Source organism: Kitasatospora sp. NPDC008050 (assembly GCF_042957465.1).
GTDB lineage: Bacteria > Actinomycetota > Actinomycetes > Streptomycetales > Streptomycetaceae > Kitasatospora.
The window spans coordinates 80146-104196 of the sequence record NZ_JBIBIJ010000020.1 but is presented as its reverse complement, the minus strand read 5'-3'; the positions used below and the strand labels follow the sequence as shown (position 1 = coordinate 104196).

Annotated in this window: 1 protein-coding gene; it reads right to left on the bottom strand. The window is 74.6% G+C overall.

All coding sequences use genetic code 11. From position 1 onward, the window contains the following. Window positions 1-3 precede the first annotated feature (3 nt). Complete coding sequence (locus ACFZB9_RS30700) at window positions 4-24051, bottom strand: non-ribosomal peptide synthase/polyketide synthase (protein ID WP_391452572.1); 24048 nt, start codon at window positions 24049-24051, stop codon at window positions 4-6.

The window sequence follows — 24051 nt, the reverse complement described above, 5'->3', positions numbered from 1 at the left end:
GGGTCAGTCCTCCTGAGGGGAGAGGGTGGTGGCACCGGAGTCGGCGGTGCCGAGGGCTTCGGTGATCCTGGCGGCCAGGACCGGCCCGATCTGGGCCAGCGAGCCCGCCTGGGTCATCTGGTCGTGGCGGGTGGTGATCTGGTGCGATTCGATCCGGCCCGCGATGTACGGGCGCCAGACGTCCGGGCCGGCGTCGTCGTCGCCCCGGTCGATCGTGGAGTTGAACAGCAGCAGGTCCCCGTCGTACCGGCCGGGGACGAAGTCGACCGCCAGCTTCGCGTTGTTGATCATGATCTGGACGATCACCTCGACCTGCCGCTCGTTCAGGCCGGCCAGCGCGCTGCCGCGCCGGTTCAGCACCTCGGCGACCTCGGCGTAGGTGATCTCCCGGTCGCCCAGCTCGGCCGGGTCGACGTCGAGCACGCCGACCAGCACGTCCCGGACGGTGGGTACGGGCTCCTCCTCGAAGCGCACGTCCTTCACCGGGTAGGCGTCGAGGATCGCCAGCAGCGCGGTCCGCTCGCCGCGCGCCTGCAGTTCGCAGGCCAGCGCGTGGGCGATCAGCCCGCCCGCCGACCAGCCGAGCAGCAGGTACGGGCCCTGGGGCTGGACCTTCTGGACGTGGTCGGCGTAGTCGGCCGCCATCTCCTCGTAGGAGGCCGGCAGCGGTTCGGGCCGGCCGAGGCCGCGCGCCTGGAGCGCGTAGACCGGGTGCTGCGGGCCGAGGTGGTTCAGCAGTCCGCTGTAGGACCAGCTGATGCCGCCACCGGGGTGGACGCAGAACAGCGGGGTGTCCGTCCCGGTCGAGCGCAGCGGCAGCAGGACGTCCAGCGCGTCGGCCGGGTCGTTCATGGCCAGGCGCTCGGTGAGCCCGGCCACGGTCGGCGCCTCGAACAGCATCCGCAGCCCCAGCTCCAGGCCGAGGGTCTCGCGGACCCGGGAGGCCAGCCGGGCGGCCAGCAGCGAGTGCCCGCCCAGGTCGAAGAAGCCGTCGTCGATGCCGACCTGCTCCCGGCCGAGGACCTCGGCGAACAGCCCGCAGAGCAGCTGCTCCTGCGGCGTCCGGGGGCCGCGTCCGGCGTCCGACGCCCCGTAGTCGGGGGCGGGCAGGGCGGCCCGGTCGAGCTTGCCGTTGGCGGTCAGCGGCAGCGCGTCCACGGTGACGAACGCCGCCGGCACCATGTAGTCGGGCAGGTCGCGGCGCAGCCGTCCGTTCAGCTCGGCCGGCTCGGGCGCGCCCTCGGGGGCGGGCACCAGGTAGGCGACCAGCCGCTTGTCGCCCGGCCGGTCCTCGCGGGCGACCACGGCGGCCTGGGCGACGCCGGGGCAGGCCGCCAGGACGGCCTCGATCTCGCCGGGCTCGATCCGCAGGCCGCGCAGCTTGACCTGGTGGTCGACGCGTCCGGCGAAGTCCAGTGCCCCTCCGGGAAGCCACCGGGCGAGGTCGCCGGTGCGGTACATCCGGCTCCCGGCGGCCCCGTACGGGTCGGCGGTGAAGCGCTCCGCCGTCAGGCCGGGGCGGCCGAAGTAGCCCCGGGCCACGCCCGTGCCCGCGAGGTACAGCTCGCCGACCATGCCGGTGGGCACCGGTTGCAGCCGGTCGTCGAGCACGTAGGTGCGCATGTTCGCCATCGGGCCGCCGATCGGCACGGTCGCGGCGTTCTCGGGGAGGTCGCTCACGGGGTGGCGGGTGGCCAGGGTGGTGGCCTCGGTGGGCCCGTAGCCGTTGACCACCTCGATGCCGGGGCAGGCGGCGAGCACCCGGGCGGCGGCGGCCGGGGAGACCACGTCGCCGCCGGTCCACACCTCGCGCACCCCGGCGAGCAGGCCCGGGCGCTCCTCGGCGACCAGCCGGAACAGTCCGGCGGTCAGCCAGAGCCCGGTCACGCCGTGGGTGGCGATCGTGTGCTGCAGCAGGTCGAGGTCGAGCTGCTCGGGCGGCGCGACGACGATCCGGCCGCCGCCCAGCAGCGGCACCCAGAGCTCGTAGGTCGAGAGGTCGAAGGCCGTCGGGGAGTGCATCAGCACCCGCTCGTGCCCACCGCCGTGCCATTCGGGGCTCAGCGCGAGGCCGGCCACGTCGCGGTGGGTGACGGCCACGCCCTTCGGCCGCCCGGTCGAGCCGGAGGTGTACATGACGTACGCCAACTGTCCGGGCTCGCAGGGGACTTCGGGGCCGGGCCGGCCTGCGGCCAGGGACTGCTCCAGTGCGGCGAGCACCTCCGGGGTGAGCACCAGGGCCGCCCCGCTCTCCCGCAGGATCAGCTCGATCCGGGAGGAGGGGAAGCGCGGGTCCAGCGGCACGTACGCGCCGCCCGCCCTGACGATCGCCAGGATCGCCACCACCAGCTCCGCCGAGCGGGGCAGCATGACCGCGACCGGTGTCTCCGGCCGTACGCCCTGCTCGATCAGCGCCCCGGCCAGGCGCCCGGCCCGCAGGTCGAGCTCCGCGTAGGTCAGCTCGGTGCCGCCCGAGACGACCGCGACCGCGTCCGGGGTGGCCCGCACCTGACGGGCGAACAGCTCCGGGACCGAGGCCGCCGGCAGCGGCGCGGCCGTGTCGTTGAACCCGTGCAGCAGCTGGTGGCGTTCCGCGCCGGACATCAGGTCGATCCGGCTGATCGGCCGGTCCGGGTCGGCGGCGGCCGTGCACAGCAGGCGGGCCCAGCGCTCGAACAGCAGCTCCACGGTGGCCGCGTCGAAGAGGTCGGTGGCGTACTCCACCGCGCCGACCAGACCGTCGGCGCCACCGTCCGGGCGGAACTGCTCGGCCAGGCTGAACGTCAGGTCGACCCGGGAGGTCCCGGTCGGCGCCTCCAGGTGGCCGGTCTCCAGCCCCGGCAGCGCGAACTCGCCGAGCGGCGCGTTCTGCAGGGCCAGCATGACCTGGAACAGCGGGTGGTGGGCCAGCGAGCGCACCGGGTTGGCCACCTCGACCAGGTACTCGAACGGCACGTCCTGGTGGTCGTACGCGCTGAGCGCCTTGTGCCGCACCCGGCCGAGCAGTTCGGCGAAGCCGGGGTCGCCGCCGGTGTCGGTGCGCAGCACCAGCGTGTTGACGAAGAACCCGACGAGGTCGTCGAGCGCCTCGTCCGTGCGGCCGGCGATCGGGCTGCCGATCGGGATGTCCGGGCCCGCTCCCAGCCGGGTGAGCAGGGCGGCGAGGCCGGCCTGCAGCACCATGAACATGCTGGCGCCGCGCGCGGCGGCCAGGTCCCGCAGGGCCTGGTGCAGTGCGGGGTCCATCCGGACCACGACCCGCTCGCCCCGTTGGGAGGCGACCGGCGGCCGGGGCCGGTCGACGGGCAGCTGCACCTGCTGCGGAATGCCCGTCAGTTCGTCCTTCCAGTAGGTGAGTTGGCGGGAGAACAGACTGTCCGGGTCCGCGGTGTCGCCGAGCAGGTCGCGCTGCCAGCCGGTGTAGTCGGCGTACTGCACCGGCAGGGGTGCCCACTGCGGCTCCTCGCCCCGGCAGCGCGCGGCGTAGGCCGTGGCGAGGTCGCCGGAGAGCGGCCCCATCGACCAGCCGTCGGCGGCGATGTGGTGCACCACGACCAGCAGCACGTGCCGGTCGGGCGCGAGCGCGTACAGCTCGGCCCGCACCGGTGGCTCCGTGGCCAGGTCGAAGCCGCGCCGGGCCGCGTCCGCCAGCCGCCCGGCGAGCCGGCTCTCGTCGAGCTCGACCACCGGCAGCGCCGGATGTGCCTGCGCGGCGCTCAGCACGACCTGGTGGGGGACGCCGTCGGCCTCGCGGAAGACCGTCCGCAGGCTCTCGTGCCGGGCGATCACGTCGGCGAGCGCGGCGTGCAGGGCAGGCCGGTCGAGGTCGCCGGTCAGGCTGAGCGCGAGCGGCATGTTGTAGGTGGCGCTCGGCCCGTCCATCCGGTGCAGGAACCACAGGCGGCGCTGGGCGAAGGACAGTTCGACGCGCTCCGGGCGGGGCCGGGCGGTGAGCGCGGGCCGCGCCGTGCCGGAGCCGTCGAGGCGGGCCGCCAGGGCGGCCACGGTCGGGGTCTCGAACAGGGCGCGGACCTCCAGCTCCGCGCCGAGGACCGCCCGGACCCGGGAGGCCAGCCGGGTCGCCAGCAGGGAGTGCCCGCCGAGGTCGAAGAAGCTGTCCTCGACCCCGACCCGGGCCAGGCCGAGCACCTCGGCGAACAGCTCGGCGAGGAGCTGCTCCTGCGGGGTGCGCGGCGCCCGCCCGCCCGCGGCCGGACCGAGGTCGGGGGCGGGCAGGGCGCGACGGTCGAGCTTGCCGTTGGCCGTCAGCGGAAGGGTGTCCAGTGCCACGAACGCCGACGGGACCAGGTAGTCGGGCAGCCGCCCGCGCAGCCAGTCGCGGAGCTCGCCGAGGAGCGCGCCGGTGCTGCGGCCGCCGGTCGGGCGGTTGGTCAGCGCCGACAGGGCCCGGCCGGCGGTTCCGGCGGGCCGGTACGGCTCGATCGGGGAGCCGCCGGGCGTCCGTGGGCCGGCCAGGAGGACGTCCACGGCGTCGGCCGCGGTGGCCGACCAGGTGACGGCCACCGTGCGGCCGAACTCCTGCCCGAGGGCGTGGAAGTCCTCCGGGTCCGGGAGGGCGCCGCCCTCCGGTGCGTGCAGGTGCTCCAGCAGCTCGGTGAGCGCCCCGTCTCCGTCCTGCACGGCCCGGGCCAGGCCGGTCTCCCGGGCGACGCGGCGGTTCGGCACCCGGCTGAGCCGCAGCACTCCGGCCGTCGGCCCGGCGAGCAGCTCGCGCAGCCCGGCGAGGTCGGCGACCTCGCGTCCCCAGGTCAGCTCGACGGTCCGGTCCGGGGCCGCCGGGACGACCGGCGGCTTGTGCAGCGTCACGTCGTAGCGGTAGCGGGTCAGTTCGTTGTGGTGGCGGCCGCGCTTGACCTCCACGGCCACCGCGCCGATGTCCGGGCCGTGCTCGCGCAGGACGGTGAAGAAGTCCGGGTCGACCAGGAGCTCCTTCTCCACCCGGACGGCCTGCTCCACCGCACGGCGCACGGCCGCGAGGTCGGTGCCGTCACCGGTCCGGTGCAGCTGGACGGCGGTGGCCAGCGGGCGCAGCAGCCGCAGATTGCGGACGTCGCCGACGAACAGGGCGCCGCCGGGGGCGAGCAGCCGCATCAGCTTCCCGATCACGTCCGCGAGGTACTCGGCGGACGGGAAGTACTGCACCACCGAGTTGATCACGATGGTGTCGAACTCCCCGGCCGGCAGCCCGTCGGTGTCGTGCGCCGGCCGGGTCTGCAGCACCACGCGCCCGGCCAGCCGCTCCTCCCCCGCCACCTGGGCGCCCAGGGCGCCGATCGCGGTGGCGGAGAAGTCGGTCGCCCAGTAGCTCTCGCAGTGCGGTGCGACCTGCGAGAGCAGCAGACCGGTACCGACGCCGACCTCCAGCACCCGGCGCGGGCGCAGGGCCAGGATGCGGGCCACGGTGGCGTCCCGCCACTCCCGCATCTGCTCGACGGGGATCGGTGCGGCGTCGTAACTGCTGTTCCAGCCGACGAAGTTCTGACCGAAGGCCGCCTCCTCGGGGGTGATGGGCAGGGCGTCGTAGATGTCCTGCCACTCGCCCACGTGGTCCGCTTCCAGCGCGCCGTCCCGGTCCGTGTCCTGGCGCGGGACGACGTAGCCGACGAGCCGGTCGTCCCGGGCCGCGACGGCGGCTCGGGCGACGGCGGGGTGTCCGGCCAGCGCGGCCTCGACCTCGCCGGGTTCGACTCGGAAACCACGGACCTTGACCTGGTCGTCGGCACGGCCGACGTACTCCAGCTGCCCGTCGGCCCGTCGGCGGACCAGGTCGCCGGTGCGGTACATCCGCTCACCGGCGCCGAACGGGCAGGCGACGAACCGCCCGGCCGTCAGGCCCGGCCGGTCCAGGTAGCCGCGCGCCAGGCCCGCGCCCGCGACGTAGAGCTCCCCGGCCACGCCCGGCGGCACCGGTCGAAGCCGGTCGTCCAGGACGTACACCCGGGCGTTGGCGATCGGCCGGCCGATCGGCGGCACGCCGGAACCCGGCGACAGCGGGTCGCTCATGGTCGCGCACACCGTGGTCTCGGTCGGGCCGTACGCGTTGATCATCCGGCGCCCGGGCGCCCAGCGCGCCACCAGCTCCGGCGGGCACGCCTCACCCGCCACCACCAGCGTCGACACCGTCACCGCGCCGTCCGGCACGGCGGCGAGGACGGACGGGGGCACCGTCGCATGGGTGACCCGCAGGGCCGGGTCGGTCAGTGCGGCCAGCGGCTCGGCCGCCGGGGGGAGCACCAGGGTGGCGCCGCACAGCAGGGCGGTGCAGATCTCCGACACCGAGGCATCGAAGCTGGGCGAGGCGAACTGGAGCACCCGGCTGCCGGGTTCGATCGCGAAGCGCTCGATCTGGGCGGCGACCAGGCTGGCCACGCCGCCGTGGGCGACCACGACGCCCTTGGGGCGGCCGGTCGAGCCCGAGGTGTAGATCACGTACGCCGGGTGCCGGACGTCGATCGCGACCTGCGGGTCGGTCTCCGGCCAGTCGCCCTCGTTCACCGTCGCCGGATCGTCGACCACCACACACGGCTTCGCGTCCTGAAGCATGTACGCGATCCGCGCCGACGGGTACGCCGGATCCACCGGCAGGTACGCCGCCCCGGCCTTCAACGCACCCAGAACCGCCACCACGGACTCCACCGAACGCGGCAGCGCCACCGCGACGACCTGCTCCGGCACCACCCCCCGGGCGATCAGCGCATGCGCGAACCGGTTCGCCCGCACGTCGAGTTGACGGTACGTCAACTCGACGTCCCCGCACACCAGCGCGACCGCGTCCGGCGCCGCCACCACCCGCGCCGCGAAGGCGCGCGGCACCGGGACGGCGTCCACATCCTGTGCGGTCGCGTTGCCCTGTTCCAGCAGCCGGTGCCGCTCGTCGGCGTCCAGCAGGTCGATCCCGCCGATCGGCTGCTCCGGGTCGGCGGTGACGGCCTCCAGCAGGAGCGTCCAGCGCCGGACCAGGGCGGCGATCGTCGAGCGGTCGAACAGGTCGGTGGCGTACTCGACCGCGCCGGCGATGCCGGCCGGCTTCCCGTCCGGGCCGAACTGCTCGACCATGCTGACGCCGAGGTCGAACTTGGCGGTCCCGGTCGCGACCGTGTAGGCGGCGACGTCCAGACCGGGCAGCGAGAACCGGCCCATCGGGGCGTTCTGCACCGCCAGGATGGTCTGGAACAGCGGGTGGTGGGAGAGCGAGCGGGACGGGTTCAGCGCCTCCACCAGGTGCTCGAACGGCACGTCCTGGTGCGCGTACGCCGACAGCGCCGTCTCCCGCACCCGGCCCAGCAGCTCGGCGAAGGACGGGTCCCCGCTGGTGTCGGTGCGCAGCACCAGCGTGTTGACGAAGAAGCCGACCAGGTCGTCCAGCGCCTCGTCGGTGCGCCCGGCGATCGGGCTGCCGATCGGGATGTCCGTGCCGGCGCCCAGCCGGGTGTACAGCGCGGCCAGCGCGGCCTGCAGCACCATGAACAGGCTCGCTCCCGAGCGCCGCGCCAACTCCACCAGCGCGGCGTGCAGTTCGGCATCGAGCTCCAGGCCGAGGTGGTCCCCCTGCCAGCCGGCGACGGCCGGGCGCGATCGGTCGGCGGGCAGGGGGACCAGCTCCGGCAGGTCGGAGAGCTGCCGCTTCCAGTAGTCGAGCTGCTCGGCGAACCGGCTGTGCGGGTCGGCGGCGTCGCCGAGCAACTCGTGCTGCCACAGCGTGTAGTCGGCGTACTGCACCGGCAGGGCCGGCCGGTCCGCCGGCCGGCCCTCGCAGCGGGCCGCGTACGCCTCGGCCAGATCGCGGGCCAGTGGCCCGGTGGACCAGCCGTCGGCGGCGATGTGGTGCACGACCAGCAGCAGCACGTGCTCGTCCGGCGCGACTGCGAACAGTTCGGCCCGCAGCGGCGGCTGCGTCGCCAGGTCGAAGGGCTGCCGGGCGGACCCGGCGAGCCGCTGCGGCAGTTCGTCCTGCGTCACCTCGGTCGGTCGGGCCCGAAGACGGACCGCGGCCGGGTCCAGCACGCGCTGGCAGGGTGCGCCGCCGACCTCGGGGAACACCGTCCGCAGGCTCTCGTGCCGGGCCACCACGTCGGCGAGCGCGGCGTCCAGCGCGGCCCGGTCGAGCGTTCCGGTCAGCTGCAGCGCCATCGGGATGTGGTAGGTCGCGGCGGTGGCGTCCATCCGGTGGAGGAACCAGAGCCGACGCTGGGCGAAGGACAGCGGCACCGCCGTGGGCCTCTCCCGCGCGGTCAGTGCCGGACGGGTGCGGCCGGAGGCGGCCAGTGCCCCGGCCAGCCCCGCCACGGTGGGCGTCTGGAAGAGGGTGCGCAGCCCGAGCTCCACGCCGAGCACCGAACGCACCCGGGCGGCCAGCCGGGTGGCGAGCAGCGAGTGGCCGCCCAGCGCGAAGAAGTCGTCGTCGACGGAGACCCCCGGCACGTCGAGCACCTCGGCGAACAGCTCGGCGAGGATCTGCTCCTGCGGGGTGCGCGGCGCCCGGCCGCCATCGACCGGGGCGGCCTCCGGCGCGGGCAGCGCGGCCCGGTCCAGCTTCCCGTTCGGGGTCAGCGGCAGCGCGTCCACCAGCACGAACGCGGACGGCACCAGGTAGTCCGGCAGCCGCTCGCGCAGGTGCGCCGCCAACTCCGCAGGACGGACGGCCCGACCGGGACGGACCGCCGCGTAGCCGACGAGCCGGTCGTCCCGGGCCGCGACGGCGGCTCGGGCGACGGCGGGGTGCTCGGCCAGCGCGGCCTCGACCTCGCCGGGTTCGACCCGGAAACCACGGACCTTCACCTGGTCGTCGGCACGGCCGACGTACTCCAACTCGCCGTCGCCCCGTCGGCGGACCAGGTCGCCGGTGCGGTACATCCGCTCACCGGCGCCGAACGGACAGGCGACGAACCGCCCGGCCGTCAGGCCCGGCCGGCCCAGGTAGCCGCGCGCCAGACCCGCACCCGCGACGTAGAGCTCCCCCACCACGCCCGGCGGCACCGGCCGCAGCCGGTCGTCCAGGACGTACACCCGGAAGCCCGCGACCGGCCGGCCGATCGGCGGCACGCCGGAACCCGGCGACAGCGGGTCGCTCATGGTCGCGCACACCGTGGTCTCGGTCGGGCCGTACGCGTTGATCATCCGGCGCCCGGGCGCCCAGCGCGCCACCAGCTCCGGCGGGCACGCCTCACCCGCCACCACCACGGTGGCGGCCGTGAGATCGGCGCTCTCCATCGCGGCCAGGGCCGAGGGCGGCAGCGTCACGTGGGTGACGTGCAGCCGACGGTCCGTCAGGGCCTCCAGCGGGGCCTCGACGGGGGCCAGGACCAGGGCGGCGCCGGTGAGCAGCGCGCTGCACAGGTCCCAGAAGGACGCGTCGAAGCTGGGCGAGGCGAACTGGAGCACCCGGCTGCCCGGCGCCACGCCGAGCCGCTCGACCTGCGCCGCCACCAGGCCCGACACGCCGCCGTGGGCGACCACGACGCCCTTGGGGCGGCCGGTCGAGCCCGAGGTGTAGATCACGTACGCCGGGTGCCGGACGTCGATCGCGACCTGCGGGTCGGTCTCCGGCCAGTCGCCCTCGTTCACCGTCGCCGGATCGTCGACCACCACACACGGCTTCGCGTCCTGAAGCATGTACGCGATCCGCGCCGACGGGTACGCCGGATCCACCGGCAGGTACGCCGCCCCGGCCTTCAACGCACCCAGAACCGCCACCACGGACTCCACCGAACGCGGCAGCGCCACCGCGACGACCTGCTCCGGCACCACCCCCCGGGCGATCAGCGCATGCGCGAACCGGTTCGCCCGCACGTCGAGTTGACGATACGTCAACTCGACGTCCCCGCACACCAGCGCGACCGCGTCCGGCGCCGCCACCACCCGCGCCGCGAACAGCTCCGGCAGGCTCGCCCCGGCCGTGCCGGCCTCGGCGGCGGGCAGCAGCTCGCGGCGCTCCTCGGCGGACAACAGGTCGATGCCGCCGATCGGCCGGTCGGGCGCGGCGGCGACCGCGGCCAGCAGCCGCAGCCACCGGGTGGCCAGCGCCTCGATGGTCGGGCGGTCGAACAGGTCGGTGCTGTACTCGACCGCCCCGCCGAGCCCGGCCGGCGCACCGTCGGGCCCGTGCTCCTCCGCGAACCCGAAGGTCAGGTCGAGGCGGGCGGTCCCGGTGAGCACGGCCGTCCCGGAGACCTTCAGCCCCGGCAGGTCGAAGTCCCCACCGGGCGCGTTCTGCACGACCAGACCGGTCTGGTACAGCGGGTGGTGGGAGAGCGAGCGGGACGGGTTCAGTGCCTCCACCAGGTGCTCGAACGGCACGTCCTGGTGCGCGTACGCGGACAGCGCCGTCTCCCGCACCCGGCCGAGAAGTTCGGCGAAGGTCGGGTCGCCGCTGGTGTCGGTGCGCAGCACCAGCGTGTTGATGAAGAAGCCGACCAGGTCGTCGAGGGCTTCGTCGGTGCGCCCGGCGATCGGGCTGCCGATGGGGATGTCCGTGCCGGCGCCCAGACGGGTGTACAGCGCGGCCAGCGCGGCCTGCAGCACCATGAACAGGGTCGTCCCCGAGCGCCGCGCCAACTCCACCAGCGCGGCGTGCAGTTCGGCGTCGATCCGGAGCTCCAGCAGGTCGCCGCCGTACGACATGGTGGCCGGTCGCGGCCGGTCGGCGGGCAGCTGCAGCTGCTCGGGCAGCCCGGCCAGCGCCTGCCTCCAGTAGGCGACCTGGCGGGCGAACACGCTGTCGGTGTCGTGCTCGTCGCCGAGGATCTCGTGCTGCCACAGGGTGTAGTCGCCGTACTGCACCGGCAGCGGCGGCCACTGCGGTGCCCCACCGCCCCGCCGGGCCGTGTAGGCGGCGGCCAGATCGCGGGCCAGCGGGCCCATGGACCAGCCGTCCCCGACGATGTGGTGCATCACCAGCAGCAGCACGTGCTCGTCCGGCGCGAGCGCGAACAGCTCCGCCCGCAGCGGCACGTCCGAGGTCAGGTCGAAGCCCCGTACCGCCGCCTCGCGCAGCAGGGTGGGCACCTCCGCCTCGGCGGCGGCCCTTACGGTCAACGGGACGGCTGCCTCGGCCGGCTCCAGCACCCGCTGGTGCGGGATTCCGGCGGTGTGCGGAAAGACCGTGCGCAGGGTCTCGTGCCGGGCCACCACGTCCGCGAGCGCGGCGTCCAGCGCGGCCCGGTCGAGGTCGCCGGACAGGCGCAGGGCCAGCGGCATGTGGTAGGTGGCGCTGGGCATCCCGAGCTGCTGGAGGAACCAGAGCCGGCGCTGGGCGAAGGACAGCGGCATCGGTTCGCGGCGGGGTCGGGGCACCAGGGCCTGCCGGGCGGCACCGGCGTCGTGCAGTCCGGCCGCCAGCCCGGCGGGGGTCGGGGTGCGGAACAGCGCGCGCAGCTCCAGCTCGACCCCGAGGGTCGCCCGGACCCGGGAGACCAGCCGGGTGGCGAGCAGCGAGTGGCCGCCCAGCGCGAAGAAGTCGTCGTCGACGGAGACCCCCGGCACGTCGAGCACCTCGGCGAACAGCTCGGCGAGGATCTGCTCCTGCGGGGTGCGCGGCGCCCGGCCGCCATCGACCGGGGCGGCCTCCGGCACGGGCAGCGCCGCCCGGTCCAGCTTCCCGTTCGGGGTCAGCGGCAGCGCGTCCAGCAACACGAACGCGGACGGCACCAGGTAGTCCGGCACCCGCTCGCGCAGGTACCCGGCGAGTGCCGCCACGGTCGTCCCACCCCCGTCCGAGGGGACGACATACGCGACGATCCTGGTCTCCCCCGGCCGGTCCTCGCGGGCGAGCACCGCGACCCGGGCGACACCCGGGTGCGCGGTCAGCTCGGCCTCGATCTCGCCCGGTTCGATCCGGAAGCCGCGGATCTTGACCTGGTGGTCGACCCGGCCGGCGAACTCCAACTCGCCTCCCCCAGCCTCCGGCCGGGGGGACCCCCCTGCCCGCCAGCGCACCAGGTCGCCGGTGCGGTACATCCGCTCACCGGAGCCGAACGGACAGGCGACGAACCGCCCGGCCGTCAGGCCCGGCCGGCCCAGGTAGCCGCGCGCCAGACCCGCACCGGCCAGGTAGAGCTCGCCCAGCACGCCGGGGGCGACCGGTCGTAGGGCCTGATCCAGCACGTACACACGGCAGTTGGCGATCGGACGGCCGATCGGCACCGGCAGCGGGCAGTCGGCGGGGTCAGCCGGGAGGGCGTAGGCGGTGATCACGTGGGTCTCGGCGGGCCCGTAGTGGTTGTGCAGCACCCGGCCCCCTCCGCGGGCCTGGAATCGGCGCACGGCGGCGCCCAGCCGCATCGCCTCGCCGGCCTGGGCGACCAACCGCAGGTGCGGCAGCTCCAGCCCAGCCTCCTCGGCGGCCTCAGCCAACGCCTCGACCACCAGGTTGGGGGCGAACAGCTCCTCGACCCGGTGCCGGTCCAGCCAGTGCGCGAACAGCTCGGCGCTGCGGCGCTGCTCCTCGGTCGGCACCACCAGGGTCTTGCCGTACAGCGTCGCGGACAGCACCTCCTGCACCGAGACGTCGAAGCTGATCGCGGTGAACTGCGCGGTGCGGGTGCCGGGTTCTCCGCCGACGGCCCGGTGGTGCCACTCCAGCAGGTTCAGCAGCCCGGCGGCGGGCATCATCACGGCCTTGGGCCTGCCGGTGGAGCCGGAGGTGTAGATGACGTACGCCGGGTGCCGGGCGTCCACGGGGACGGCCGGGTCGTGCTCCGGCAGGTCCCCGGCCGGGGTGACGGCCGCGAGGTCGTCGAGCACCACGGCCGGGCGCGCGTCCTCCAGCATGTACGTGATACGGGCGGCCGGGTAGTCCGGGTCGACCGGTAGGTAGGCCGCGCCCGTCTTGAGCACCGCGAGAATGGCGACTACCAACTCGCCGGAGCGGGGCAACCGCAGCGCGACGACCTGCTCGGGGCCCACCCCGCGCGCGATCAGCGCGTGGGCCAGGCGGTTGGCCCGGCGGTTCAGCTCCCGGTAGGTCAGGGTGGTGTCCTCGAAGACGACCGCCGGGGCCTGCGGGGTCTCCCTCGCCCATGCCTCGAACAGCGCAGGCAGGGTGGCCCCGGGCACGGGGCGGACGGTGTCGTTGCGGACGGTCAGCAGCTCGTGCCGCTCCTCGGCGGCGAGGACGTCGATCCGGCTCAACGGCCGCTCCGGCTCGGCGACCACGGCCGCCAGCAGCCGCAGCCAGCGGGCGACGAGCACCTCCACCGTGGCGGGGTCGAACAGGTCGGCGCTGTACTCGACCCGCCCGACGATGCCCTCGGCCACCCCGCCGGTGCCGCTGCGCTCCAGCAGGTGGAAGCCGAGGTCGAACATCGTGGTCGGGGTCCGCACCAGGACGATCTCGGCGGCCAGGCCGTCCAGCGCGAACTCGGTGCCAGGCACGTTCTGCAACGCGAGCAGGACCTGGAAGAGTGGCTGCCGGGCCAGGGACCGGGACGGGTTGAGCGCCTCGACGACGTGGTCGAACGGCAGATCCTGGTGCGCGTACGCGCCGAGCGCGGCCTCCCTGACCCGGCCCAGCAGCTCGGCGAACGTCGGGTCGCCCGAGGTGTCGGTGCGCAGCACCAAGGTGTTGACGAAGAATCCGACCAGGTCGTCCAGCGCCTCGTCGGTGCGGCCGGCGATCAGGCTGCCGACCGGGATGTCGGTGCCCGCGCCGAGCTTGTCCAGCAGCGAGGCCAGGGCGGCCTGCATCACCATGTACACGCTGGCGCCGTGCTCCCGGCCCAGCCTGACCAGCCCGGCGTGCAGGTCGGCGTCCAGCTCGATCGCCAGGTGGCCACCGGAGTGGGAGGGGATCACGGGACGGTGCCGGTCAGCGGGAAGCCTGATCTGCTCCGGCAGGTCCGCCAGCGTCCGCTTCCAGTAATCCGTCTGACGGGCGAACAGGCTGTCCGGGTCGGCTGTGTCGCCGAGCAGCCGTTGCTGCCACAGGGTGTAGTCGGCGTACTGCACGGGCAGCGGCGCCCACTGCGGCGCCTCGCCCCGGCGGCGGGCCGCGTACGCGGTGGCCAGGTCGGCGGCCAGCGGGCCCAGCGACCAGCCGTCGCCCGCGATGTGGTGCATGACCAGCAGCAGCACGTGCTCGTCCGGCGAGATCTCGAACACCTCTGCGCGCAGAGGCGGTTCGGCCGCGAGGTCGAATCCGCGCGCGGCGGATCCCGCCAGCAGCTCCCCCAGGGACGACTCGGCGGTCGGGGTGACTGCCGGCCTGGGCCGTGCTTCCCCGAGGGCCAGCACCTGCTGGTGGGGCACGCCGTCCACGGCCGGGAAGACCGTGCGCAGTGTCTCGTGCCGGCCGGCGAGGTCGCCCAGCGCCGCCTCCAGAGCTGCCGGGTCCAGCGGTCCGGTGAGCCGCCACGCGAGCGGCATGTTGTAGACCGAGTCGGCGCCTTCCAGTTGGCGCAGGAACCACAGCCGCCGCTGGGCGGACGACAGGGGCACCAGCGCGGGCCGCTCCGCCCGCACCAGGGCGAGCCGGGCCCGGTCCGCGCCGCCCAGCCCGGCGGCCAGCCCGGCCACGGTCGGGGTGCGGAACAGGGAGCGCAGCTCCAGCTCGACCCCGAGGGCCGCCCTGGCCCGGGCGACCAGCCGGGTGGCGAGCAGGGAGTGGCCGCCGAGCTCGAAGAAGTCGTCGTCGACGCCGACCTGCGGCAGGCCCAGCACCTCGCCGAACAACCCGGCGAGCACCTGCTCCTGCGGGGTGTGCGGTGCCCGGCCGACGTGCGGCGCGGTGGACTCGGGCTCGGGCAGGGCGCGCCGGTCCAGCTTGCCGTTCGGGGTCAGCGGCAGGACGTCGAGGCAGACGAACGCGGCGGGCACCATGTAGTCCGGCAGCCGCTCGCGCAGGTGCACCCGCAGCTCCTCGGGCCGCAGCTCCGACCCAGTGGCGGGCTGCAGGTAGGCGACCAGGCGGGGGTCTCGTGCCCGGTCCTTCCGTACCACCACGGCGGCCCGGGCGACCTGGGGGTGTTCGGTGAGGACGGCCTCGATCTCGCCGAGCTCCACCCGGAAGCCGCGGATCTTGACCTGGTCATCGGTGCGGCCGAGGAACTCCAGGTTCCCCTCCGGGTTCCACCGCACCAGGTCGCCGGTCCGGTACATCCTCGATCCGCTCGGACCGGACGGGTCCGCCACGAACCGCCCGGCGGTCAGGCCGGGTCGGTTCAGGTAGCCGCGCGCCAGACCCGCACCCGCGATGTACAACTCACCCGGCACACCCGCCGGCACCGGCTGCAACGCGCCGTCGAGCACGTACAGCCGGACTCCGCCGAGCGGCCGGCCGATCACCTGCCGAGGGCTCGACCCGAGCGGCGCGAAGACCGAGTCCACCGTGCACTCGGACGGCCCGTAGTAGTTCAGGGAGGACACTCCCTCGACCACCCGCAGCCGCTCCCACAGCTGCTCGGGGACGGTCTCCCCGCCCAGCCCGATCATCGAGGGGCGCCACTGCGGGTGGTCCAGCAGGCCGTGTTCGACGAGGACCTGCACGTAGGAAGGAGTGCCGCCGACGGTGTCCAGCCCGGCCCGCACCGCGTACGCGAGGTAGGCGTCCGGGTCGGTCCAGGTCGCCTCGTCCAGGACGTGCAGCTCATGGCCCGCGAACAGGGCGAACAGCTGGTCGCAGGAGGCGTCGAAGGACACCGACGTGGTCAGTCCGACCCGCATCCGCTCCCCCGTCCGGAAGACCAGCGGGACCTGGTTGGCGAACAGGTTGAGCAGGCCGCCGTGCGTCACCATGACGCCCTTGGGCCTACCGGTGGAACCGGAGGTGTAGATGACGTAGACCGGATGGTCGGGACCGACGGGCACCATCGGGTCCGTCTGCGGACAGGCCGCCAGCAGGACGGCTGTTTCCGGGGCGTCGAGCACCAGCCGGTTGAGGGGACCACCGTCGGGCAGCCGCTCCGCGGACGCGGTATCGGTCACCACCAGAGCCGCAGACGCGTCCTCCAGGAGGTAGGCGATCCGGGCCACCGGGTACTGCGGGTCCACCGGAACATACGCCGCACCCGTCTTCAGTACCGCCAGGATCGCCACCACCAGTTCCGCCGACCTCGGCAGCGCCACCGCCACCAACCGCTCCGGCCCCGCACCCCGCGCGACCAGCGCCTGCGCCAACCGGTTCGCCCGCACGTCCAGCTCCGCGTACGACAACGACACGTCGCCGCACACCAGGGCGACAAGGTCCGGGGTCGCCCGGACGTGCTCGCGGAACAGCTCCGGCAGGCTCGCGGTGAAGTCCTGAGCGGCCGGACCGGTACCCAGCGTCGCCAGCCCGGCCCGCTCCTCGGCGGTGAGCAGGTCGAGCCTGCTGAGCCGCCGCCGCGGGTCGGCGACGGCGGCACGGAGCAGCCGCTCCCACCGCCTGATCATCGTCTCGACGGTGGCCGGGTCGTACAGGTCGCTGGTGTACTCGACGGACCCGTCGATCCCCTCCGGGGTGCCGTCCTGCGCGTGCTGCTCGGACATGGTGAGGATCAGGTCGAGCTTGGCGGTGGTCGAGGTCTGCGGCAGGTCCTCGATGTGCAGGCCGGGCGGCGCGAAGTCGGCCCGGGGCACGTTCTGCAGCACCAGCATGACCTGGAACAACGGGTGGTGCGCCAGCGACCGGGACGGGTTCAGGACCGAGACGAGGTACTCGAACGGGAGGTCCTGGTGGGCGTACCCGGCCAGCGAGGTGTCCCGGACCCGGCCCAGCAGCTCGGCGAACGTCGGGTCGCCCGAGGTGTCGGTGCGGAACACCAGGGTGTTGACGAAGTAGCCGACCAGCTCGTCCTGCGCCTGGTCGGTGCGACCGGCGACCGGGCTGCCGACCGGGATGTCGTCGCCCGCGCCGAGCTTGCTCAGCAGCGCCGCCAGAGCCGCCTGGAGCACCATGAACAGACTGGTCCCGTGCTCCCGGGCAAGCTCGCGCAGGCCCTGGTGGAGCTCGGCGTCCAGCCCGGCGCGCACGGAGCCGCCCCGGTGCGAGGCGACCGCCGGGCGGGGCCGGTCGGTGGGCAGCTGGATCCGCTCCGGCAGGCCGGCCAGCTGCCGGGTCCAGTAGTCCGCCTGGCCGGCGAACAGGCTGTCCCGGTCGGCCGCGTCGCCGAGCAGTTCGTGCTGCCACAGGGTGTAGTCGGCGTACTGCACGGGCAGCGGCGCCCACTGCGGCGCCTCGCCCCTGCTGCGGGCCGCGTAGGCGGCGGTCAGCCCCTGCACGAGCGGGCCCAGCGACCAGCCGTCGCCCGCGATGTGATGGAGCACCAGCTGGAGGACGTGCTCCTTGGGCCCCGTCTCGAACAGTTCGGCCCGCAGCGGCAGGTCGGCCGCCAGGTCGAACGGGCGGGCCTTCGCCTCCGCCAGCGCGGCCGGCAGCCCGGCCCCGGTGGTCCGGCGCACGAGCAGGTGCGGGCGGGCCGCCACCGCGTCCAGCACCCGCTGGTACGGCACGCCGTCCACCGCCGGGAAGACGGTGCGCAGGCTCTCGTGCCGCTCGACCACGTCCGCCAGGGCGGCCTCCAGGGCCCGCCGGTCCAGTGTGCCGAGCAGCCGCCAGGCCGGCGAGATGTGGTAGCTCGCCTCGGCGCCCTCCAGCTGGTGCAGGAACCACAGCCGTTGCTGCGCGAAGGACAGCGGGACCGTCCCGGGGCGCTCGCGCCGCACCAGGGCAGCTTGGGCCGGCCCGGCGGCCACCAGGGCGGCGGCCAGGCCCTCGGGGGTCGGCGCCTCGAACAGGGTGCGCAGCGGCATCTCCACGCCGAGCGTCGCGCGGATCCGGGCGGCCAGGCGGGTGGCGAGCAGCGAGTGCCCGCCCAGGTCGAAGAACCCGTCCTCGACGCCGGCCGACGCCACGCCCAGGACCTCGGCGAACAGCTCGCAGAGGATCTGCTCCTGCGGGGTGCGCGGCGCGCGGGAGGCGGTGGCCGGGGCGAGGTCGGGAGCGGGCAGGGCCCGGTGGTCCAGCTTGCCGTTGACGGTCAGCGGCAGCGTGTCCAGCGCGACGAACGCCGCCGGCACCATGTACTCCGGCAGCCGCTCGCGCAGGTGCGCCCGCAACTCGGCCGGGCTCGGCGCACCGGCCCCGGCCGGCACCAGGTAGGCGGCCAACCGGGTGTCGTCGGCCCGGTCCTGCCGAGCCAGCACGGCGACCTGGGCGATGCCGGGGTGGGCGGCCAGCGCCGCCTCGATCTCGCCGAGCTCGATCCGGAAGCCGCGGACCTTCACCTGCTGGTCGGCCCGGCCGACGTAGCGCAGGCTGCCTCCCCCAGCGCCCCCAGCCTGGCGGCTGGGAGGTGCCCCCACCGGCCGGGGGTGCCCCCCTGCCGCCCGGCGCACCAGGTCGCCGGTGCGGTACATGCGGGAGCCGGCCGGTCCGAACGGGTCGGCGAGGAACCGGCCTGCGGTCAGGCCGGGCCGGTTCAGGTAGCCGCGTGCCAGGCCCGGGCCCGCGACGTACAGTTCGCCCGCGACGCCGGGGGCGACCGGGCGCAGGCCGTCGTCGAGGACGTACGTCCGCAGGTCCGGGATGGCCGTGCCGATCTGGCCGGCCGGGGTGCCGGACCGGTCGAGCGCCGCGTACGTGACGTGCACCGTGGTCTCGGTGATGCCGTACATGTTGACCAGGAGCGGCGCGTCCTGCGGGTGCCGCTCGTACCAGCCCTCCAGCCGGGCGTGCTCCAGTGCCTCGCCGCCGAACACCACGGTGCGCAGGGCGAGCCGACAGCTGGTCTCCGGGGCGTCCGCGTCCGCCCGCATCAGCTGGTAGAAGGCGGACGGCGTCTGGTTGAGCACGGTCACCCGCTCCCGGGCGAGCAGCTCCAGGAAGCTGCCGGGCGAGCGGCTGGTCTCGTGGTCGACGACCACCAGACGGCCGCCGTGCAGCAGCGGGCCCCACAGCTCCCACACCGAGAAGTCGAAGGCGTAGGAGTGGAAGAGGGTCCAGATGTCCTCGGCGGAGAAGCCGAACAGCTCCCGCGTGGTGTCGAACAGCCGCACCACGTTGCGGTGCGGGACGACCACGCCCTTGGGGTTGCCGGTGGAGCCGGAGGTGTGGATGACGTAGGCGGCGTGGTCGGGGTCGACGGCGACCGCCGGGTCGGTGTCCGGTCGCCCGTCCAGGTCGGCGGTGTCCAGCAGCAGCCGGTCCACCTGCTCCGCCCCCGGGAGGTCGCCGGTCCGACTCGTCGTCAGGAGCAGCGCGGGCCGGGTGTCCTGGAGCAGGTAGGCGATCCGGGCCGCCGGGTACCCGGGGTCCAGCGGGACGTACGCGGCGCCGGCCTTGAGTACCGCGAGCACCGCGACGACCAGCTCGACCGAGCGCGGCAGGGCGAGCGCCACCAGCTGCTCGGGCCCCACCCCCCGATCGATCAGGGCGTGCGCGAGGCGGTTGGCGCGGGAGTTCAACTCGCCGTACGTCAGGTGGACTTCGCCGTCCGTGAGGGCGGTCGCGGCGGGGTCGGCCCGCACCTGCCGCTCGAACAGCGCGGGCAGTCCGCTCTGCGACCGCTCCCGGCCCGGGTCGCTGCCGGCCGGCAGCAGGGCCCGGAGCTCGTCGGCCGACAGCACGTCCACCCGGCCGATCCGCCGGCCGGGGTCGGCGGCGACGGCGCGCAGCAGCCGCAGCCACCGCTCGAGGATGCCGCTGACGGTGGCCGCGTCGAACAGGTCGGTGCTGTACTCCACCACGCCCGACAGCCCGTCCGCGCCGGGCTGTTCGGCCAGGACGAAGGTCAGGTCGCACTTGGCCGTCCCGGTCGGGACCAGGTCGGCGGCCACCTGCAGCCCCGGCAGGTCGAAGCCGCCGAACGGCGTGTTCTGCAGGGTGAGCATGGTCTGGAACAGCGGGTGGTGGGCGAGCGTCCGGGTCGGGTTCAGCGCCTCCACCAGGTGCTCGAAGGGCACGTCCTGGTGGGCGTACGCGGCCAGCGCGTCGGAGCGCACCCGGCCCAGCAGCTCGGTGAACGACGGGTCACCGGACAGGTCGGTGCGCAGCACCTGGGTGTTGACGAAGAATCCGACCAGGTCCTCCAGCGCCTCGTCGGTGCGTCCCGCGATCGGCGTGCCGATCGGGACGTCGGTGCCGGCGCCGAGCTTGCCCAGCAGAGCGGCCAGGCCGGCCTGGAGCACCATGAAGAGGCTGGCGCCGCCGTCACGGGCGAGGGCGCGCAGGCCCCGGTGCAGTTCGGCGTCGATCCGCACCGGCAGCTGGGCACCCCGGTAGGACATCGCCGCCGGCCGGGGCCGGTCGAAGGGCAGCTCGACCTGCTCGGGCAGGTCGGCCAACTTCTGCCGCCAGTAAGCGAGTTGACCACTGATCAGGCTATCCGGGTCGGCCGGGTCGCCCAGCAGCTCCCGCTGCCAGCGGGTGTAGTCCGCGTACTGGACCGGCAGCGGCGACCACTCCGGCTTCGCCCCCTCGCTGTGGGCCGCGTAGGCGGTGGTCAGGTCCCGCGAGAGCGGCCCCGTCGACCAGCCGTCACCGGCGATGTGGTGCACCACCAGCAGTAGTACGTGCTGCTCGGCACCGAGTTCGAACAGCTCGGCGCGCAGCGGCGGCTCCTCGGCGAGCTCGAAGCCGTGTCGCGCCGCCTCCGCCAGCCGCTGCGGCAGGTCGCGTTCGCCGGTCGCGGTCACCCACAGTCGCGGCCGGGCCGCTTCGAGGTCGAGCACCCGCTGGCACGGCTCGCCGTCGACCACCGGGAAGACGGTGCGCAGGCTCTCGTGCCGCTCGACCACGTCCGCCAGGGCGGCCTGCAGGGCGCGCTGGTCCAGGCTGCCGGAGAGCCGCAGCGCCAGCGGGATGTTGTAGGTGGCGCTCGGCCCCTCCATCCGGTGCAGGAACCACAGGCGGCGTTGCGCGAAGGACAGCGGGACCGTCCCGGGCCGCTCACCCGCCGTGAGCGCGGGGCGCGCCCGGCCCGCGCCGTCCACGGCCGCCGCCAGTTCCGCGACCGTGGGGGCATCGAACAGGTCGCGCAGCCGGAGCTCCACGCCCAGCACCGAGCGGGCCCGGGCGACCAGCCGGGTGGCGAGCAGGGAGTGGCCGCCGAGGTCGAAGAAGCTGTCGTCCAGTCCGACCTCGGCGGCCCCCAGCACCTCGGCGAACAGCCCGGCGAGCAGGTGCTCGACGACGGTCCGCGGGGCGCGGCCCGGTGCGGCGGACCGCTGGTCGGGCTCAGGCAGGGCCCGCCGGTCGAGCTTGCCGTTCGGGGTCAGCGGCAGCGCGTCCAGCACCATCGGCGCCGCCGGCACCATGTGCGCGGGCAGCCGCTCGCGCAGGTACTCGCGCAGGACGGTGCCGGTCGCCGTGGCGCCGGACACGAGGACGGCGTGGGCGAGCAGCCGGGGCTCCTCCTCATCGCGCACCGTGACGGCGGCCCGGGCGACCTGCGGGTGTCCGGCGAGGACGGCCTCGATCTCGCCGAGCTCCACCCGGAAGCCGCGGATCTTGACCTGGTCATCGGTGCGGCCGAGGAACTCCAGGTCCCCCTCCGGGTTCCACCGCGCCAGGTCACCGGTGCGGTACATCCGCGCACCACCCGGACCGAACGGGTCCGCCACGAACCGCCCGGCCGTCAGACCCGGCCGGTTCAGGTAGCCGCGCGCCAGACCCGCACCCGCGATGTACAACTCACCCGACGCGCCCGCCGGTACCCGCTGCAACGCCGCGTCGAGCACGTACAGCCGGGTGTTGGTGACGGGTCGGCCGATGACCGGGCTCGGGCTCGAACCCACGGACGCCGTCACCGGGTTGACGGTGCACTCGGACGGCCCGTAGAGGTTGAGGCAGGACACCCCCTCGGCGGCCCGCAGCCGCTCCCACAGCCGCTCCGGGACGGCCTCGCCACCTGCGGCGACCACCGACGGACGCCACCCCTCGTCGCCCAGCAGCCCGTGCTCCACCAGGTCGTGCAGATAGGAGGGAGTGGCTTCGACGTAGTCCAGTCCGCAGCGCCGCGCGAAGTCGACGAAGGCGTCCGGGTCGGTCCAGGTCGCGTGGTCCAGAACGTGCAGCTCGTGGCCCGCGAACAGGGCGAGCAACTGGTTCCACGACGCGTCGAACGACACCGACGTGGTCAGGGCCACCCGCATCCGCCGCCCGCCCTCGGTGACCGGCGGGAGATGCAGTCGCCCGAGGTCGGTGAGCAGGTTGAGCAGGCTGCCGTGGGTCGCCACGACGCCCTTGGGCCGACCGGTGGAGCCGGAGGTGTAGATGACGTACGCGGGATGGCTCGGGTCAACGGCCACCGTCGGGTCCGTCCGCGGACAGCCCGCCAGCAGGGCGGCCGTCCCCGGATCGTCGAGCACCAACCGGTCCACGGACCCGGGCAGCCGCTCCACCGACGCCGCGTCGGTCACCACCAGAGCCGCAGCCGCGTCCTCCAGCAGATACCCGATCCGGGCCCCCGGATACCCCGGATCCACCGGCACGTACGCCGCACCCGTCTTCAACACCGCCAGAACCGCCACCACCAACTCCACCGAGCGGGGCAGCATGACCGCCACCAACCGCTCCGGCCCCGCACCCCGCTCAACCAACGCATGCGCCAACCGATTCGCCCGCGCATCCAACTCCGCGTACGACAACGACACATCACCACACACCACCGCCACCAGGTCCGGCGCCTCCCGCACCCGCTCCCGGAACAACTCCGCCAGACCCACCGCGAAACCCGGAGCCACCGGACCAGCACCCAACACCGCCAACTCCGCCCGCTCCCGGACGGTGAGCAGACCCAGCCGGCCCACCGGCTCGTCCGGGTCGCAGTCCGCGACGGTGTCGAGCAGCGTGAGCAATCGCTGCTGGTGCGCCGCGAGATCGTCGTCGCCGTACGCCTCCGGCGCACCGTGCAGCCTGAGCAGCGGGGGGTTGCCGTCCCGGTAGTCGAACACCCAGACGGCCATGTCGGTGGTCGATCCCGACACGAAGTGGTGCACCTCGGCCGGGTGGCCGGCGAAGCTCGGCCTGGCGTTGAAGGCCATGATGTTGACGATCAGCGGGAACGCCGTCCCGATGCTGCCGGGCGCGCCGAGGTCGCGCAGCAGGTCCTCGCTGCGGTAGCGCTCGTGCGCGACGGCCGATTCGACCTCCCGCGCCGCCTGGGCGACGAGTTCGCCCCACGGCATGTCCGGTCGGACGATCAGCCGCAGGGGCACCACGTTGGACATCGTGCCGGGCACGGCCGTCAGGTCACGGTCGGCGCCCCGGCGGGCGGTGACGGGGAGGGCCAGCACGACGTCCCGGGCGCCGCTCAGCCGGTGGGCGTAGAGCGCCGTCGCCGCGACCACCAGCCGGGACCACCGGACGCCGGCCCGGTCGGCGGCCGCGCGCAGTGCCCCGGGGCTCCGCAGCTCCCGCTCCCCGGCCAGGCGCAGGGCCCGGTGCGGGTCGGTCGCGGTGGTGTCGGTGAGCCGGGTCGGGGCGGGCAGGTCGGCGAAGCGGCCGGTCCAGTACGAGCGGTCCGCGGTGAAGTCGGCGGACGAGCGGTAGGCGGCGTCGCTGTCCACCAGGTCCCGCAGCGAGCCGAACGGGCAGGGCGGGACGGCGGTGTCCCCGGCCAGCGCCGAGTACACCTCGCCGACCCGCTGCCGGACCATGGAGCTGCTGATCGCGTCCAGCACCACGTGGTGGTAGTTCAGGTACCAGAGGTACTCCGTCGGCGACAGCCGGATCAGCGCGTGGCCGAACAGCGGGTCGCGGGCGAGGTCCAGCGGGCGGGCCAGGTCCCGTTCCATCCAGGCCGTGGCCGTGGCCCGGGGGTCCGGCTCCGCGCCGAGGTCGAGGTGCGCGGGCGCCCAGTCCCAGCTCTCCCGGAGGACCTGGCGCGGGCCTTCGCCGTCGTCGGTGAAGGTCACGTGCAGGGCGTCGACCTCGTCGACCACCCGGCGCAGCGCGGCTTCGAACAGCTCCGGGTCGACCGGCCCGTGGATCTCCAGGCACTCGCCGACGCGGTAGCCCGGGATCGGGGTCCGGGAGCTCTGCTCGGCGAGCCAGATCTCCCGCTGGGCCGCGGTCAGCGGAAGGAGGTCGCCGGCACGGCGGGACGGACGGGACAT